Origin of the sequence: Streptomyces sp. NPDC004542 (assembly GCF_040610035.1) — a bacterium.
GTDB lineage: Bacteria > Actinomycetota > Actinomycetes > Streptomycetales > Streptomycetaceae > Streptomyces.
On record NZ_JBEXLP010000004.1, the window covers coordinates 16,339 to 31,873 of the forward strand.

The window sequence follows — 15,535 nt, forward strand, 5'->3', positions numbered from 1 at the left end:
CGGGTTTGAAGCCGAAAAGATCAACCTCGCCGTCGTGCGGGGGTGAGGGTTCGGTCACCCTCCGCGCACCGTCCGGGAGAGAGGACCGGAGGGTAGATCCGGGACAGGTGTCCAGTTATGGTGGACACCTGTCCCGAAGATGAAGGAGCCGATGATCGTGGACATCGTGGCGAGAACACTGGTCGGCCTGGTGGCCGCCCTGCACGCGTACATCCTGGTGCTGGAGATGTTCCTGTGGCGGAAGAAGCCGGGCCGGGCCCTGCACGGTTTCGACACGGAGATGGCCCGGGCGACCGCGCCCATGGCCGCCAACCAGGGCCTCTACAACGGCTTCCTCGCGGCCGGTCTGGTGTGGGGGCTGATCGCCGCCGATCCGACGGGCTTCCGCGCCCAGGTGTTCTTCCTGTGCTGCGTAGTCGTCGCCGGTGTGTTCGGGGCGGTGACCGCCAACCGGCGCATCCTGTTCGCGCAGGCGCTGCCCGGCGCGCTCGCCCTGGCCGCCGTACTGGCCGCCCGGTGACCCGGCCCGCGCCCGAGGACCCGCGGGCCGCCCGCACCCGGGCGCGGCTGCGCGCCGCCCTGCTCCAGGAATGCACACAGCGGCCGCTGGCGGAGGTCGGCGTAGCGGCCCTGGTGCGCAGGGCCGGGGTGGGCCGGGCCACGTTCTACGTGCACTACGACGGCCTGGAGGCGCTGGCCGTCGACGCCTGCGCGGACCTCGTACGGGAGGCGGTCGAGGCGCTGCACGCCTGGCGCGGCCGGCCCGACCCGGTGCACGCCCCGCCGGCCCTGCCGGCGTTCTTCGCGGGCCTCGCCCCGCACGCCGCCCTCTACCGCGCACTGCTTGCCCCGGGCGGTGGCGGGCCGCTCGGGCACGTCCTGCACCGGGACCTCAGGGCCCGCAGCCTGACCGAGCGCGCACGCGCGGGCGCCGCCGACGCCCCGCTCGTCGCCTCGGCCGTGGCCGCGACCTTCGCCGGCGTCCTCGCCGACTGGCTGCACGGACTGCTGGACGCGAGTCCGGAGGAAGTCGCCGACCAGGTCTGGCAGTTGCTGGTGGCCCTGCACCGCAGCCGGTGACGGCTCACTGGCAGGCCAGGCCGTTCTCCGCGAGCGGCCAGGCCTCCACGCCGTGGGGCGTGCGGACGTACGCCTTCGCCTTGTCGTGCGTGAGCCACAACTGCCGGCCGCGGTAGCGGTATCCGGTGTCGTGGGCGCCGGCGGGCATCCGGACGTCCCCGTCGTAGGGGGCGGAGAGCTGGGCACCTGCCGTGAACAGTCCGTCGGGGTCGCGGACGTACGTGGCGGCGCCCTTGCCCCGGCCGAGTTGCAGGAAGTGGACGCTCTGCCAGTCGCAGTGTTCCGCGCCGGCGGAGCTGCTGACCTTCGTCACCGGCACCCGCCGGCCGGTCCGGTCGGTCCAGATCTCGACGTCCCAGGAGTCCGTGACGCTCGCCGGGAGTTCCGCGGGATCGCAGGAGGCGCTGGTCTCCGGGCCCCAGCCGGGCCGGTTCCTGCGGTTCTCGGCGACCACGACGGCCACCTTGGTCCGGCCGCCGACGTCGTAGGAGTACAGGACGCGGTCACCTTCCTCGCGTTCGACGCGGTAGCCGGAACGGGGCACCTCGGGCAGGTAGATGTCGAAGTACGCCTTCAGCCCCTCCTCCGGTGTGCCCCCGCCGTCGTGCCTGCTCCAGCCGTCGCTCTCGGCACTGTCGAAGACCTTCCCGTCGCACTCGAGCGCGTCGGCCGCCGCGTTCAGCGGCCCGCTGTAGGGCGTCGCCGGAGGCGTGCCCCCGACCACGACGTCCTTCCCGCCGCCCGCGCCGCACGCCACCGCCGTGACGGCCGTCAGCACCGCCGCCACCACGAGCCCTCTGCCCATCCGCCGTCCCGTCCCTCGGCCTGTGTTCCGTGCTCCTGTGACGCCACGACGACCGGAAACGTTCGGCGGGAGCCGGAGGAACGGTGGGCGCCGCACGGTGTGAACCCCGACGCGTCGTCGTCCTGTCGCGCACACCACAGGAAGACACGCGCCAAAGTCGAAGACATATGTCAATCGAACATGCTCAAATTCCTTCTATCGAGGGTAACTTGCAGGGCGGGGAGCGGATTGACCCGGCACGGGTGGGAGGTGACCGCCGGCATGCACCAGGAACCCGCACCACTCACCCGGCACCTGCGCATCCACCAGGACCGCGGGCACACGGTGCTGGAGTTCCGCGGCGAGATCGACATCGCGGCGGCCACGGAGATCGCTCCGTACCTGGACCGGGTGACGGACCGGCCCGGCGCCCGGATCGTGATCGACCTCAGGCCCGTCGAGTTCTTCGACTGCTCGGGCCTGCGCCTGCTCCACCGGGCCCGCGGCCGGGTGCTGGCGCGCGACGGGCGACTGCACTTGGTGTGCAGCCACCCGCTGACCCTGCGCGTCCTGAAGGCCACGGGGACGGCCCGGCTGCTGCCGCCGCGTCCGACGCTGGACGAGGCCCTGGGGCAGCCCGAGGCCACGTCCGGCACGCTGTGACCGCCTGGAGCCGAGCCTCGGGACAGTCGTTTCGACGATCCGGCTGACGCCGGCGGCGGTGCCTGCCCAACACGTTGGTCTGCGGAGGCGGTTGGCGGGCATGCGCAGTGCAGGAAGGAGGACCGTCGCGATGACGACTTCCCTCACGCGCCTGCCCAGGCGCATGCCCGGCTGGACCAAAGTGGTGACCGCGTTCGTCCTGGTGCTCGTCGTGCTGTTCGCCGGGATCCGGCTGGCCGTGCTGCCGGGCATCGAGGACCTGTTCGGCACCCAGACCCACGACCGGTCCGGACCCGCGCTCCTGAAATCCATCCAGGACATGAGCCGTTACGAGGCCGCGTCCGGCACCTTCCAGGTCGTCGTGGACCTGGAGAAGGACGCCAAGTACCTGCCCGACGCGATCCGCGGCACCCGCACCCTGTACGTCGGGGCGGGCACCGTGGACGCCTACGTCGACCTCGGCCGGGTGGGCAAGGGCGACGTGACGGTCAACGGCGACCGCACGTCGGCCACGCTCCGGCTGCCCCACGCACGGCTCGGCAAGCCCGCCCTCGACCCCGACCACTCGTACGCCGTCTCCAAACAGCGCGGTCTGCTCGACCGCATCGGCGACCTGTTCTCGGACAACCCCAACAGTGAACACGCCGTGCAGGAACTCGCGGTCAAGCACATCGGCACCGCGGCCGAGGACAGCGGGCTGACCGCGCGGGCCGAGAAGAACACCACCGACATGCTCCAGGGCCTGCTCGGCTCCCTCGGCTTCAAGGAGGTACACGTGATCTACGGGACCTGATACGGCCCACCGCCGGGTTCCGACCCGGCCCACCGCGCGGCCCCGGGGCCTGTCCCCGGGGCCGCGCGGTCGTGTCCGGCACCGCACCGCGCAAGAATTGGTTCGACCAATTCCATCAGGTCAGAACCAGAGAAGAGCTGCACGACCCTTGCCTATGGCCTTAATCAGGCATTACAAGTGACTCGTTGCCGGTCCAGTGCATCGACGAGGTCTTACATCCTCCCCAAGTGGTTCGACCTCTCACTGTTTCCGGAAAGCCGTGTCCCCATAGGAAGGCACCCGCGTGAATGTGTGCAGAACGGTCCGCCCCCGGGTACGGGGGCGGACCACGACGGTCTGGCTGATGATGACGGCCCTGCTGGCGGCCCTGCTGGCCGTGGCGCCGGCACCGGGCATCGCCCGAGCCGCGTCCGGGGGAACCGCCGACGCCCCGCTGCGGCTGAAGATCGACCAGGACCACCCGCTGCTGATCACCCAGCTGAACATCGGTCACAACTTCGGCGCGGACCAGGGCTTCCGCCGCGACCTCAACGACGGCTGGAGCATCCGGCAGACCTGGGCGGGGCTCCCCGACGAGCTCAAGGGGCACACGGCGTTCGTGCTCCACCCCGGTCACAACATGTGGGCCAACGCCGACCCGCAGATGGCCCGCCGATGGGTGGAGGACAACCTCGCGGAGGGCCGTGACCTCGGCATCCCCATGTTCGTCCTGTGGGGTGAGTCGCCCACCGCCCCCAGCGACCGGTACGACTGGCTGGAGAAGCTCTACCAGACGTATCCCAACTTCGTCGGCACCGTGGTCTCCGAACTGACCAACACGCTGAACGACCTCCCCAAGGCCCTCGAACTGGCCAACCGCTACGGCGGTTTCCACGTGCTGGGCTCCATGGAGGAGGCCAACCTGCTCGGCAGCAAGCTGGAGGACCCCGACTACTTCGCGAGCGTCAAGCGCTACGCGCAGAACTTCATCTTCGACCCGAAGAACATCCACGAGAACTTCGACACCGCCAACGCCCAGGCCCAGGGCCTGTGGCTGTCCGGCGTCGTGGGCAACTGGGGACCCTACTTCGACGGCTACGCGTACTACGGATGCGGCATCTTCGGGCAGGGCAGCAGCTCGGCCTCCCTCAGCCGCGGTGACCGCTGCTCACGCTCCCAGCCGGAGTCCGTCTACGCGATGGCCATGCTCGACCAGTGGCAGAACGGCGCGACGGTCTTCCACCTGGAGAACCAGATCGACGTCCCGGCGGCCGACTCACGGTACTCGCCGACGTTCTACCAGTCCGTGCTGCCCGCGATGCGCTACATGCTCTCCCACTCCGGGCCCACCAAGCAGGACGTGATCGCCGAGACCCCCGTGGCGTTCTCGGAGAGCCGGGGCACGATCAGCTCCCTGCCCGACACCGTCGCCTCCCGTGACGCCCGCACCACGTTCTACGACCTGTACGAGAAGGTCCCGGACGCCCTCGGCAGCCAGGGTCTGTGGTACTACCTGCGCTCCCAGGGCCGCTACGGCATGATCCCGCGGCTGCCCAAGCTGGCCGACCAGGACCTGGTGGACCGGTTCACGACCGTGCTGACCGCCGACACCTATCCGGAACTGGTCGCCGGGAACGCCAAGAAGGACTTCTTCAAGGCCCGCTACCCCGCCGTCTCGCGAGGCGACGCGTTCGTGCAGCACCGCAACGGCAGCTGGCTGGTCTACAACTCCCGCTACTGGGACAACGTCCGGCAGGACGCCTCCTTCGACCTCGAGGGCGACACCTTCACCCAGGTCGACCTGCCCGACATGACGCCGCACACCTTCGCCATGGTCGACCAGGGCCCCGGCCGCCTGTCCATGCTCATCGACGACTACCGCACCGACCGGACCAAGGATCTGCTCCGGGACGGCGGGAAGCGTGACATGGAGTTCATCGACGGCTATGCCCGCTACGCGTACATCCCGCACCCGGCCGACGACGAACTGCGCACCACCACCGTCCGTGTGCACGCGCGGACGCGGCCCGTGCCGACGATCTCCGGATACGACGGCCACTACACCTACACCCAGGAGTGGGACGAGAACACGCACGTGTTCACCCTCACCCTCAAGCACAACGGAGTCGTGAACGTCGACCTCACGACCGGTCCGACGACCAAGGGCTGGACGCACCTGACGTCCGGCAGCGACCAGGTCACCCGGACCGCCAAGGCCACCGAGGCCGTCTTCGACGGCACCTCCGTGCAGTGGAGCGCCGAACCCGGCTCCATCGGATCAGCCCGGGTGCTGATCGACGGCAAGGTGTACGAGGAGAACCTGGACCTGGCGGGCGCGGCGGGCGGCCACCCGTTCCGGGCCACCGGACTGCCGGGCGGCCCGCACACCCTCCGCGTCGAGGGCCGGGGCATCCGCACCCGCGGCGTCGACTACGTGCCGTCCACCCTGCAGATGCTGCCGGACGTGGAGACGGCCGACTTCTCCTACGGCTCCGCCGAGGACGACCAGGACACGGTCTACGGTTCGGACAAGTGGCGGGTGGCAGACGGGCAGCTGGCACTGCTGCCCTACGTCTTCCCGTTCTTCGGCGACGTGTCGGTCTACAACACGAACGCCCGCGCCGAGGACGTCGTCTACGAGGCGAAGATGACCCTGCGCAAGGGCACCTCCGGCGCCCTGATGCTGCGCGGGAACGAGCGGGACAAGACCAGCTACCTGCTCCGCCTGGACCCCAACCGGGTCGGCGAGGGCGAACGCGCCCCCGCCACCACGGGTGACGTGCAGCTGATCCTCGACCACGCCACCACACTCGCCGTCAACACCAGCATCGACCTGGTCACCGGGCGCCAGTACGACGTCCGCTTCCAGGCGGTGGGCGACCGCGTCCAGGCCTGGATCGACGGACAGCAGGTCATCGACTACACGGTCACCAGCGCCCAGCGACGGGGCGAGGGGTACACCGGGGTCCGGATCGGCAGCCGCAACGGCGGCGGGTTCGGTGACGAGGTGCTCGTCGACGACGTCCGCGTCTCGCGTCCGGACGGCACCGAGCTGTACCGCAGCGACTTCGCCGACTGGGCCGCCGCGAAGGGCTGGCGGACGGAGACCGCGCTGGTCTTCGACGCCAAGGACACCCGCAGCGACTTCAGCTTCCCCTGGCGCTGGCGGGAGGCCTCCGGCGACTGGCAGGTGGTCAACACCGACGCGTTCACCAACGGCGACACCGGCTACTTCACCGGCACGGCGGACAAGGGGCAGGGCCTGGTCACCGCCGGTCTGAAGGCGCCCTGGGCCGGTGCGGACGCCGGGTACCTGTACTCGTCCGCGCTCCGCGTCGACAAGGGCGACGGGGCCGGGCTGCTGCTGCGGGTGCAGGACGACGACAACCTCTACCGCGTCGCGCTGGACGCCGGCCACGACCGGGTCACCTTCGACCGCAGGGTCAAGGGTGAGTGGGAGAACGTGGCGAAGGCCGACGTGCCGGGCGGCATCGGCACCGGCACGTGGCACATCCTCCAGGTCGGCGCCCGGGGCGAACTGTTCACCGTCACCCTGGACGGGAACCGGGTCCTCACCGCACGCGACCGGACCTTCCAGGGCGGCGGCGTCGGCTACTGGCTGCCCCGCGACGGCTCCGCGTCCTTCGACGACGCCCGGGTCGCCGCACTGCCCGACACGCCGGCCGCCGGCCCGGTACTCACCGAGGTCGTCCGGCGCGACGGCACGGCGGGCCGTCACATCACCGGGTTCGACCCGGTGGGCGTCAAGACCGCCAAGGACAGCGCACCCGAGCTGCCCGACGAGGTCACGGCGCTGTACTCCGACGGAACGAGCGGCAAGGTCCACGTGAGCTGGCCGGACATCCCGGCGGATCAGCTGGCCGTCGCCACCACGCCCTACGCCGACGGACAGAGCCGCGGCAGGTTCACCGTCGAGGGACAGGTCGAGGGGACCGGCCTGACGGTGCCGGTGCTCGTCACGGTCATGCCGAAGCTGTCGTCGCCCCTGCGGACGACGCTCGCCTACGACCCCGCGCACCCCGCGCTGCCCGCGCAGACGTTCACCGGGGTCCGCTTCGACGCGGGCGGCGGTGTGACGTTCACGCGCCAGGTGTACGTCCGCTGGGACCAGGCGATCACGGTGTCCGCGGACGGGGCGCACGAGCAGCAGCTCACCGGCACGATCGCCGACCACCCCTGGGAGAAGGCGACCGCCGACGTGACGCTCGCCGGCTCCTGACGGCAGCCGCCGCACGGTGTGCGGGGCGCTCCCTGGGCGATCTCGTCAGATCGCCGGGGACAGCCGCAGCACCGTGACGGGGCTGTCGGCCGGGGAAGCGGGCAACCGCAGCACGCTTCCCCGGCTCCCGGCGTGGTGGGCGACCGGCCCGCCGCCGTCGAGGAGGACCGGACGCGCGTCGGGCGGAAGCCTCAGCCCGACGATCTCCGTTTCGGCCCCCTCGGCGGCCGCCCGGCCCGTCGCGCCGGACTCGACCGTCAGGTAGAGGTTCTCGCCCGCCTTGTCCCGGGTGAACCACACGGTCCGGCCGTCGGCCGTCGAGGCGGTGGCCCGCTGCCACGGCCGGGTGGCGTACACGGCCGCGCCGAAGCGCTCCAGCCACTGCCCGAGGTACCTCAGGGCCGCCAGTTGGTGCGGCGGCAGCGCGCCGTGGTCGTCGGGTGAGACACCGAGCAGCAGGTTGCCGTTCCTGGCGACCACGTCCATCAGCATCAGCACCAGTTCCGGACCGGTCAGGGTGTGCTCCGCGCTCTCCTGGCGGTTCCAGCCGAACGACAGGCCGACCGGACGGACCGACTCCCACGGGCCGCCCTCGGGGGGAGCGGGGACGATCCCGGCCTCGGAGGTCCTGAACCGTTCGGTCGCGACGCCGTCCGGTACCAGCGCGCGGTAGTCGCGGATGAGCCGTCGGGCGTCGCCGGCCGCGGGGTAACCGGTGTCGTTCCACAGGCCGTCGGGGCGGTAGGTCTCGATGAGCTCCCGCCACTGGGCCTCGACGTACCGCGCGTACTCGGTGCCGGTCGGCCGGCTGGTCTCGGCGTCCGAGGCGCCGGTCACGGCCTCCGGGTCGAAGGACCAGTCCGCTCCCGAGGAGTAGAAGATCCCGAAGCGCATCCCGTGCTGCCGGACGGCCGCCGCCATCTCGCCGACGACGTCGCGCGAGGCCCGCCACTCCTCGTCCCGGGGATGCCGTACCCGGGACGGCCACAGCAGGAACCCGTCGTGGTGCTTGGCCACCTGCACCACGTACCGCGCGCCGCAGGCGGCGAAGTCGTCCGCCCAGGACTGCGGGGACCACTCCCGCAGGGCGGACTGGAAGGCGGGCAGGAAGGAGCGGTACGGCCGCCCCTGGTGCTCGCGCTCGTGGTGGTCGGCGGTGGGGCCCTCCCGCAGCGACGCCTGGTACCACTCGGCGAAGTACCGTCCCGGTGTCTCCTCGGCCGTGCCGGGGCGCGCGCCGTCCGCGGTGTCGGGCGGCAGCGGGGCCCATCCCGGCACCGAGTAGATCCCCCAGTGCACGATGAGGCCCAGCTTCGCGTCCCGGAACCACTCCGCGACCGCCCGGTCGTCGACGGGCTCGTCCGCGGTCGCCGCGGGGCCGGCCGCCGGGCCGGCCACGGCCCGGCCGGGCCGGGTTTCCGCGGGGGCGGCACCGGGCGGCGCGGCGTGCGCGGCCAGCTCCAGGTCCACCAGCGTCCGGGCGATGTGGCGGGCGGCGTCGGGCTCGTGATCGGCGATGGCGCGCACCAGGGACTCGTGCAGCCGCAGCACCTCGTCGGAGGCGCATTCGGCGTGCTCGCGGCTGCCGCGCAGCAGCAGGATCATGCCCTCGGCGACGGGATCCTCCGCGATGTTCGCGACGGCCCGGTGGAAGCGGTCGTCCGACAGCCGCCAGATGGTCTGCTTGAACCTGTCCCGGTGGCCTCGCGGCGCGGGCTCGTGCTGGGCGATGCGCAGCGCCGTCAGGGCCTGGGTGAGCGCCGCGAGTGAGTCCGGCGTGGCGCGGGCCGCGGCCCGTGCCGCGGCGGCCTCCTCGATCTGCGCGTGCAGGCGTGCCATGTCCTCGGGGTGGTTCCCGGCCATGATCCCGACGACGGGGACCAGCCGCGGCAGCACGGTGGCGGGCTCCAGCGAGGTGACGAACACGCCGGCGCCGTGGCGGGACTCGAGCACCCCCATGGTGACCAGGGCGCTGATCGCCTCGCGTGCCATCCCCCGGGAGACGCCGAGCCGTGTGGCGAGATTCCGTTCGGGAGGCAGCCGGTCACCGGGCCCCAGCGAGCCGCTCTGAATCAGGTCGAGCAGTTGGTGCAGTGCCCATTCGGAGGCGGAACGACCCGCCGATGCCTGCGTCGGCTCCATGGCGATCACTCTATCGCTCCGGCGTGAAAGCATACCGCCCGGCCAAGTGGTCGAACCACTTTCGCTCCCCGTCACCAAGTCACTCCTCAAGAAATCTTGCTCCGCGCGTCTAGACACCAGCTTATTACGGGGCTTCAATGACCGAAGCTCGGCGGGGCGCGAGCGAACTTCAACCGCAGTGGTCCAACCACTTGGCGAAGGTCTGTCGATCACGACAGACGATGGAGGAACAATGAACTGGAACGCACACCACAGGTCCGCACAGGGCCCTGCGAGAGCCGTGGGCCTGGCGGTGACGGCCGCACTCCTGCTGGTGGGCTGCGGCACCTCCGCGGACGGCGGATCCCCGTCGGACGGCGGGACCGCGAAGGTCACCGGCAAGGTGGCGGGTGCCATCACGGTGTGGACCTGGGACGGGGCGCCCGGTACCGAGGCCATGAAGAAGCTCGCCGCGGCCTTCGAGAAGAAGACCGGGGTGAAGGTCAACTCCAAGGTGGTCAGCCGCGACGACTACAAGCAGCAGGCCCAGCTGGCGCTGAACGCCGGCGACGGCATCGACGTCCTCGGCGTGCAGCCCGGCCAGTTCGCCGCCGAGGTGCAGCCCAAGCTCCTGCCGGTCTCCGCGTACCAGAGCCGGCTCGCCAAGGGCCTGGACGGCTACCGGCCGGCGACCGTCGCGCAGATCCGCAAGCTCTACAAGGGCGGCGGCATCTACTCGGTGCCGTTCGGTTCCACCGGCTCCTCCGTGTGCTTCTACAACGCCAAGCTCCTCGACGAGGCCGGCGTACAGCCGCCCCAGACGTGGAAGGACGTCCGCAAGCTGACGGACGCGCTGCACGCCAAGCACCCCGGGACCCTCACCCTGGTCAAGCCGTCCGGCAAGGACACCTGGTTCGAGGACGAGTTCGTCCTCACCATGGCCGGCCAGCAGGACCCCGGCTTCTTCAACTCCGTCCGCTACGACGGCAAGCCGTGGAACAGCGCCGCCTACGTCTCGGCCCTCAAGCGCTACGGCCAGTTGTACAAGGACGGAACGCTCCAGCGCTCCGGCCTCGACATGGGCTACACGGACGCGATGAACGCCTTCGACACCGGCAAGGCGGCCATGGTCTGCAACGGTTCGTGGGAGGCGGCCCTGCTGAAGAAGGAGTACCGCAAGGCCAACGACATCTCCGTGCCGTCCGTCGGGGTGATCCCGGTGCCCGCCGACGACCCCGCGAAGAGGTCGCTGCGCTCCTTCCTCGACATCACCTGGGGCGTCCCGAAGTCGGCCAAGAACCCCGCGGCGGCCGCCGCGTTCATCTCCTTCGCCACCCAGGAGAAGGCGGGCGTCGACCTGTGGGCGGGCGACCTGGGCTTCGTCCCCTCGGCGGCCGGCTGGAAGCTCGACGAGAGCGTCCTCGGTGACGACAAGCTCGCCTCCCAGGGCTACGCGACGATCGTCGACCTCATCAACCACGCCGGCTCGGACCGCAACAACATGAGTTCCTTCTCCGACGTCGTCGGCGGTTACGTCCTGGAGGTCGCGCGGGGGCGGATGACCGCCCAGCAGGCCGCCGACAAGGGCCAGAAGGACCTCGACAGCGGCCTGTACAACTGACACCGCGTCAAGGAGAGAACGTGACCACCCCGACCGCAGGGCGGGGCAGACCGGGAGGCGGGCGCGCCGCGCTCGCCTTCCTGTCCCCGCTCGTACTGATCTACCTGGTGTTCTTCGGGTACGGATTCTGGTTCCTGATCCGCACGAGTTTCACCCGGGTGAGCCTTTCCTTCACCGACGCGGTCTCCGTCGGCCTGGACAACTACCGGCTGCTGTGGGAGAGCGACACCTTCCGCCACGCCGTCCTCAACAACCTGCTCTTCGCGGCGATCAGCATCGCGGCGGCGCTGACCCTGGCCTACTTCATCGCCTACGCCGTCAGCGCGGGACTGCGCCCCAAGCGGCTGATGTACGTGCTGTTCCTCGTGCCGTCGCTGATGCCGCTGTCCCTGGTGTCGACGGTCTTCGGATCGATGCTCCAGGAGCGTTTCGGCGTCCTCAACGAGACGCTGCGCTCGGTCGGGCTCGGATCGCTGGCCAGCCCCTGGCTGACCGATCCGGGTCTCGCGTTCGGGGTCGTCGCCGTCCTCTTCTGCTACCTGATCGGACTGCCCGTCATGTACTACACGGCCGACCTGTCGGCCGTTCCCACCGAGGTCGTCGAGGCCGGACTGCTCGACGGCGCGGGAACGTTCCGGATCATGCGGTCCATCGTCTACCCGATGATGACCTCGACCCACATCACGGTCGTCCTGTCCCTGCTGCTCGGATCCTTCCGCTCGCTCGAGGTGGTGCTGTTCTCCACCGGCGGCGGCCCGGCGGGCCACACGGAGATCGTGGGCACGTTCCTGTACCGCTTCAGCACCGACCCCGGTCCGCGCACCGGATTCGTGGCCTCCGCCGCGGTCGTCGTGCTGCTGATCGCCTTCGTCATCTCCGTCGTCCAGATGTTCCTCACCCGCCCCCGCAGCGGAGGGCGTCGATGAGCCGCCACGAGACCACCCTGCGCGGTGCCGTCACCAGCGCCCGCGACCGGCGCATCATGTACGCGGTGCTCGCCGTGATGGGCCTGTTCTGGGCCTTCCCGATGTACGCCGCGCTGCGCAAGTCGCTCGAGGTGCACGGGTTCGACAACTACGTCACCCTCTTCACCGATCCGGTCGGCGGCATCTCCATACCGCAGACGTACCTCAACACGTTCGTCGTCGGCCTTCTGCACGCCGCGCTGGTGGTGAGCGTGTCCACCGCGGCCGGCTACGCCTTCTCCGTCCTGGTCTGGCGCGGCCGCGAGCTCGCCTTCTCGCTGGCCCTGCTGTTCCTGGCGATCCCGGCCGCCGCCATGATCGTCCCGGCCTACCGCATCAACAACGAACTGGGGCTCTTCGACAGCTATCTGGGGGTCGCCCTGCCCGAGGCCGCCATCACCATCCCGTTCGGCGTGCTGCTGATGCGCAACTTCGGCCGCAACGTGCCCGCCGCCGTCCTGGAGGCCGCCGCGCTCGACGGGGCCGGACACCTGCGGGTCTTCCGCAGTGTCTTCCTGCCGCTGTGCCGCCCGGCCGTCGTCAACCTCACCATCCTGTGCTTCGTCTGGTCCCTCCAGGACTTCATGTGGCCCTCGGTCTTCCTGCGCAAGACCTCGCTGCAGACGGCGGCGCAGGCGGTGATGAGCCTGAACACCGGTCTGGGCGCCTCGCCCACCGACATCGCGCGCTACAACGCCAGCCTCGTGCTCCTGGCGGTCCCGGCGGTCCTCGTCGTGGTGTTCGGCATGCGCTACATCATCAGCGGACTCACGAGCGGAGCGACCAAAGAGTGACCCAGGACCACACGGCGGCCGACACGCCGCTCACCCTCCGCGACAGCCGGCCGGCCCGGCGCTGGACCGACGCACTGCCCCTCGGCAACGGACGCCTCGGAGCCATGTACTTCGGCGGCGTGACGACCGACCGGCTCCAGATCAACGACGACACCTGCTGGTCGGGATCGCCCGCCACGGCGTCGGGAACCCCGCTGATCGCGCCGGGAGAAGGACCCAAGGTCGTCGCCGAGGCGCGTGCCGCCCTGGAGGCGGGCGACGTACGCGCCGCCGAACGCGCCGTGAGCCGGCTCCAGCACGGCCACAGCCAGGCCTACCAGCCGCTCGTGGACCTCGAGTTGAGCCACCCGGTGGGTGAGCCCGGGCAGTACGCGCGCTCCCTCGACCTGCGCACCGCCGTCGCCTCGCACGCGTACGTGGCGGGCGACGAGCGCATCGTCCAGGACGCCTGGATCAGCGCGCCCGCCCAGGCCCTGTTCCTGCACCGCGAGGCCCAGGACGCCGCGGACCCGGCGCGGCCCGCACGGCTCCCGGCGACCCGGGTCACGCTGGGCTCGCCGCACCCGACGGCGCTGATCGAGGCAGCACGCCACGCCGACGGGGACGGGGCGGCCCAGCCCGGCACCGGCGGCCACCTGCACGCGCTGGTCCGCATGCCCTCCCACGTGGTGCCCCCGCACGAGTCGCTGCCGGACCCCGTGCGCTACGACACGGCCCCCGGCACGGCCGTCACCGCCCTGGTGGGCGTCCGCGTCCTGACCGACGGAACCGTGGCCGCCGACGGGGACGCCCTCGTCGTCACGGGCGCCACCCGGATCACCGTCCTGCTGGCCACCCGGACCGACTACGGCGGCCCGCTGACGTACCCGCACGGCGACGTAGACCGGCTGCGCGTGGCCCTCGGCCACCAGCTGGACGACCTGGCGCGCACCGCCGGCACGGCAGCCGGGCTCGCCGCGGCGAGGGCGGACCACGAGGCCGAGCACCGGCGCCTCTTCGAGCGGGTGGAACTGGACCTCGCCGCCACGCCCGCGGCCCGCACCCGGGACACCGCGGACCGCATCGCCCGGTTCGCCGACGGGGAACCGGATCCCGGTCTGGCCGCGCTGGCCTTCCAGTACGGGCGCTATCTGCTGCTGGCCAGTTCACGGCCCGGCTCGCTGCCGGCCAACCTGCAGGGCATCTGGAACGCCCAGGTCCGTCCGCCGTGGAGCAGCAACTACACCACCAACATCAACCTCGAGATGAACTACTGGCCGGCCGAGGTCACCCACCTCGCCGAGTGCCACCGGCCGTTGCTGGAGTGGCTGGCGGCGGTGCGGCCGCGCGGCGAGGAGGCGGCGCGCGAGCTGTACGGGGCGGACGGCTGGACCCTGCACCACAACTCCGACGCCTGGGGGTTCGCCCTGCCGGCCGGCGAGGGTGACGCCGACCCGTGCTGGTCCTTCTGGCCGCTGGGCGCCGCCTGGCTGGTGCGGCACGTGTGGGACCACTACGACTACACCCGGGACGCCGCCTTCCTGCGCCGCACCGGATGGCCGCTGCTCCGGGACGCGGGAACGTTCTGCCTCGACTGGCTCGCCGAGCGCCCGGACGGCACCCTGGGCACCACGCCCGCCACGTCACCGGAGAACCACTACCTGGCGCCGGACGGACGCCCCGCCGCCCTCTCCACGTCGACCACCTCCGACCTGGCGCTCATCCGGGACGTGCTGGAACGCGGTCTCGACGCGCTCGCGGCCCTCGCGCCGCACGGCGCCGCCGCCCCGGCCGACGACGAGTGGCGCCTACGGGCGCGATCCGCCCTGGCCGCCCTCCCGGCGGAGCGGGTCGCGCCGGACGGACGGCTGGCGGAGTGGTCGTCGGACCTGTCCGACACCGAACCCACGCACCGGCACACCTCGCACCTGGTCGGCGTCTACCCGGGCAGCGGCATCACCCCGGAGTCGGCCCCGCGGCTCGCCGCGGCGGCCCTGCGCACCCTCGACGCGCGGGGACCGAGGAGCACCGGCTGGTCCCTCGCCTGGCGCCTGGCCCTGCGCGCCCGCCTCCAGGACCCCTCGGGCGCGTCCGGACTCATCCGCAGCTTCCTGGCGCCGATGGCCGAGGACGCCTCCGACGAACCGTCCATGACGGCGCCCGCCGGTGTCTACCGCAACCTGTTCTGCGCCCACCCCCCGTTCCAGATCGACGGCAACTTCGGGTTCACCGCGGGCGTGGCGGAGATGCTGATGCAGTCGCACACCTCGGACGCCGGCACGACGAGGATCCACCTGCTCCCGGCCCTGCCCGGCGACTGGCCGACAGGGCACTTCACCGGCCTGCGCGCACGCGGCGGGGTGACGGTGGACGCCTGGTGGCGGGACGGCCGGCTGCGACGGGCCGTCCTCACCGCGGACTCGGACAGGGACGTGGTGGTGCGCTGGGGGGAGACGGAGACCGCGCTCCGGCTGCCCGCGGGCGAACGGAGGCATGTGCCGCTCTCCTGACCCAGC

At 71.4% G+C, this 15,535-nt stretch carries 11 protein-coding genes; 9 read left to right on the forward strand and 2 right to left on the reverse strand.

Annotation, left to right across the window (positions count from 1 at the left end):
• The first annotated feature begins 157 nt into the window (after positions 1 to 157).
• On the forward strand, positions 158 to 520 hold the full coding sequence (locus ABZX30_RS03645; RefSeq protein WP_355928688.1) for a DUF1304 domain-containing protein: 363 nt from the start codon (positions 158 to 160) through the stop codon (positions 518 to 520).
• A complete protein-coding gene (locus ABZX30_RS03650) occupies positions 517 to 1,080 on the forward strand; it encodes a TetR/AcrR family transcriptional regulator (protein WP_355928326.1) in 564 nt (187 codons plus the stop codon). Before ABZX30_RS03645 ends, ABZX30_RS03650 begins: the two co-directional genes overlap by 4 nt.
• A gap of 4 nt (positions 1,081 to 1,084) precedes the next feature.
• On the opposite strand, the gene ABZX30_RS03655 is transcribed toward ABZX30_RS03650, so the two are convergent.
• Entirely contained in the window at positions 1,085 to 1,885 is an 801-nt protein-coding gene (locus ABZX30_RS03655; protein ID WP_355928328.1) for a hypothetical protein, read from the reverse strand.
• A 261-nt stretch (positions 1,886 to 2,146) separates the two neighbouring features.
• On the opposite strand from ABZX30_RS03655, the gene ABZX30_RS03660 reads away from it, so the two are divergent.
• The 3 genes from ABZX30_RS03660 (at position 2,147) to ABZX30_RS03670 (ending at position 7,539) form a co-directional block, all read left to right on the forward strand.
• On the forward strand, positions 2,147 to 2,527 hold the full coding sequence (locus ABZX30_RS03660; RefSeq protein ID WP_355928330.1) for an anti-sigma factor antagonist: 381 nt from the start codon (positions 2,147 to 2,149) through the stop codon (positions 2,525 to 2,527).
• Positions 2,528 to 2,657: 130 nt separating this feature from the next.
• A complete protein-coding gene (locus tag ABZX30_RS03665) occupies positions 2,658 to 3,320 on the forward strand; it encodes a DUF4230 domain-containing protein (protein ID WP_355928333.1) in 663 nt (220 codons plus the stop codon).
• A 283-nt stretch (positions 3,321 to 3,603) separates the two neighbouring features.
• Positions 3,604 to 7,539, forward strand: a complete 3,936-nt coding sequence (locus ABZX30_RS03670) for a glycosyl hydrolase family 98 C-terminal domain-containing protein (RefSeq protein ID WP_355928336.1) — start codon at positions 3,604 to 3,606, stop codon at positions 7,537 to 7,539.
• 45 nt (positions 7,540 to 7,584) lie between these two features.
• Here ABZX30_RS03670 and ABZX30_RS03675 read toward each other — a convergent pair whose 3' ends face one another.
• Positions 7,585 to 9,681, reverse strand: a complete 2,097-nt coding sequence (locus ABZX30_RS03675; RefSeq protein WP_355928338.1) for an alpha-L-fucosidase — start codon at positions 9,679 to 9,681, stop codon at positions 7,585 to 7,587.
• A gap of 232 nt (positions 9,682 to 9,913) precedes the next feature.
• On the opposite strand from ABZX30_RS03675, the gene ABZX30_RS03680 reads away from it, so the two are divergent.
• The 4 genes from ABZX30_RS03680 to ABZX30_RS03695 are packed head-to-tail and all read left to right on the forward strand — an operon-like array spanning position 9,914 to position 15,529.
• Positions 9,914 to 11,281 carry an extracellular solute-binding protein gene (locus ABZX30_RS03680; RefSeq protein WP_355928340.1) on the forward strand — a complete coding sequence of 456 codons (1,368 nt, stop codon included), beginning with the start codon at positions 9,914 to 9,916 and terminating at the stop codon, positions 11,279 to 11,281.
• A 20-nt stretch (positions 11,282 to 11,301) separates the two neighbouring features.
• Positions 11,302 to 12,207, forward strand: coding sequence for a sugar ABC transporter permease (locus ABZX30_RS03685; RefSeq protein ID WP_355928342.1), 906 nt, complete (start codon positions 11,302 to 11,304; stop codon positions 12,205 to 12,207).
• Positions 12,204 to 13,040: a carbohydrate ABC transporter permease gene (locus tag ABZX30_RS03690; protein WP_355928345.1), complete on the forward strand. Its 837-nt coding sequence runs from the start codon at positions 12,204 to 12,206 to the stop codon at positions 13,038 to 13,040. Before ABZX30_RS03685 ends, ABZX30_RS03690 begins: the two co-directional genes overlap by 4 nt.
• Positions 13,037 to 15,529, forward strand: a complete 2,493-nt coding sequence (locus ABZX30_RS03695) for a glycoside hydrolase family 95 protein (RefSeq protein ID WP_355928347.1) — start codon at positions 13,037 to 13,039, stop codon at positions 15,527 to 15,529. The genes ABZX30_RS03690 and ABZX30_RS03695 overlap by 4 nt, the downstream gene beginning before the upstream one ends.
• The last annotated feature ends 6 nt before the right edge of the window (positions 15,530 to 15,535 follow it).

Bases quoted from the DNA above. Each gene is read 5' to 3' on its own strand.
- ABZX30_RS03680 (WP_355928340.1), top strand. From the start codon at position 9,914: ATGAACTGGAACGCACACCACAGGTCCGCACAGGGCCCTGCGAGAGCC.
- ABZX30_RS03690 (WP_355928345.1), top strand. From the start codon at position 12,204: ATGAGCCGCCACGAGACCACCCTGCGCGGTGCCGTCACCAGCGCCCGC.
- ABZX30_RS03655 (WP_355928328.1), bottom strand. From the start codon at position 1,885: ATGGGCAGAGGGCTCGTGGTGGCGGCGGTGCTGACGGCCGTCACGGCG.
- ABZX30_RS03665 (WP_355928333.1), top strand. From the start codon at position 2,658: ATGACGACTTCCCTCACGCGCCTGCCCAGGCGCATGCCCGGCTGGACC.
- ABZX30_RS03675 (WP_355928338.1), bottom strand. From the start codon at position 9,681: ATGGAGCCGACGCAGGCATCGGCGGGTCGTTCCGCCTCCGAATGGGCA.
- ABZX30_RS03660 (WP_355928330.1), top strand. From the start codon at position 2,147: ATGCACCAGGAACCCGCACCACTCACCCGGCACCTGCGCATCCACCAG.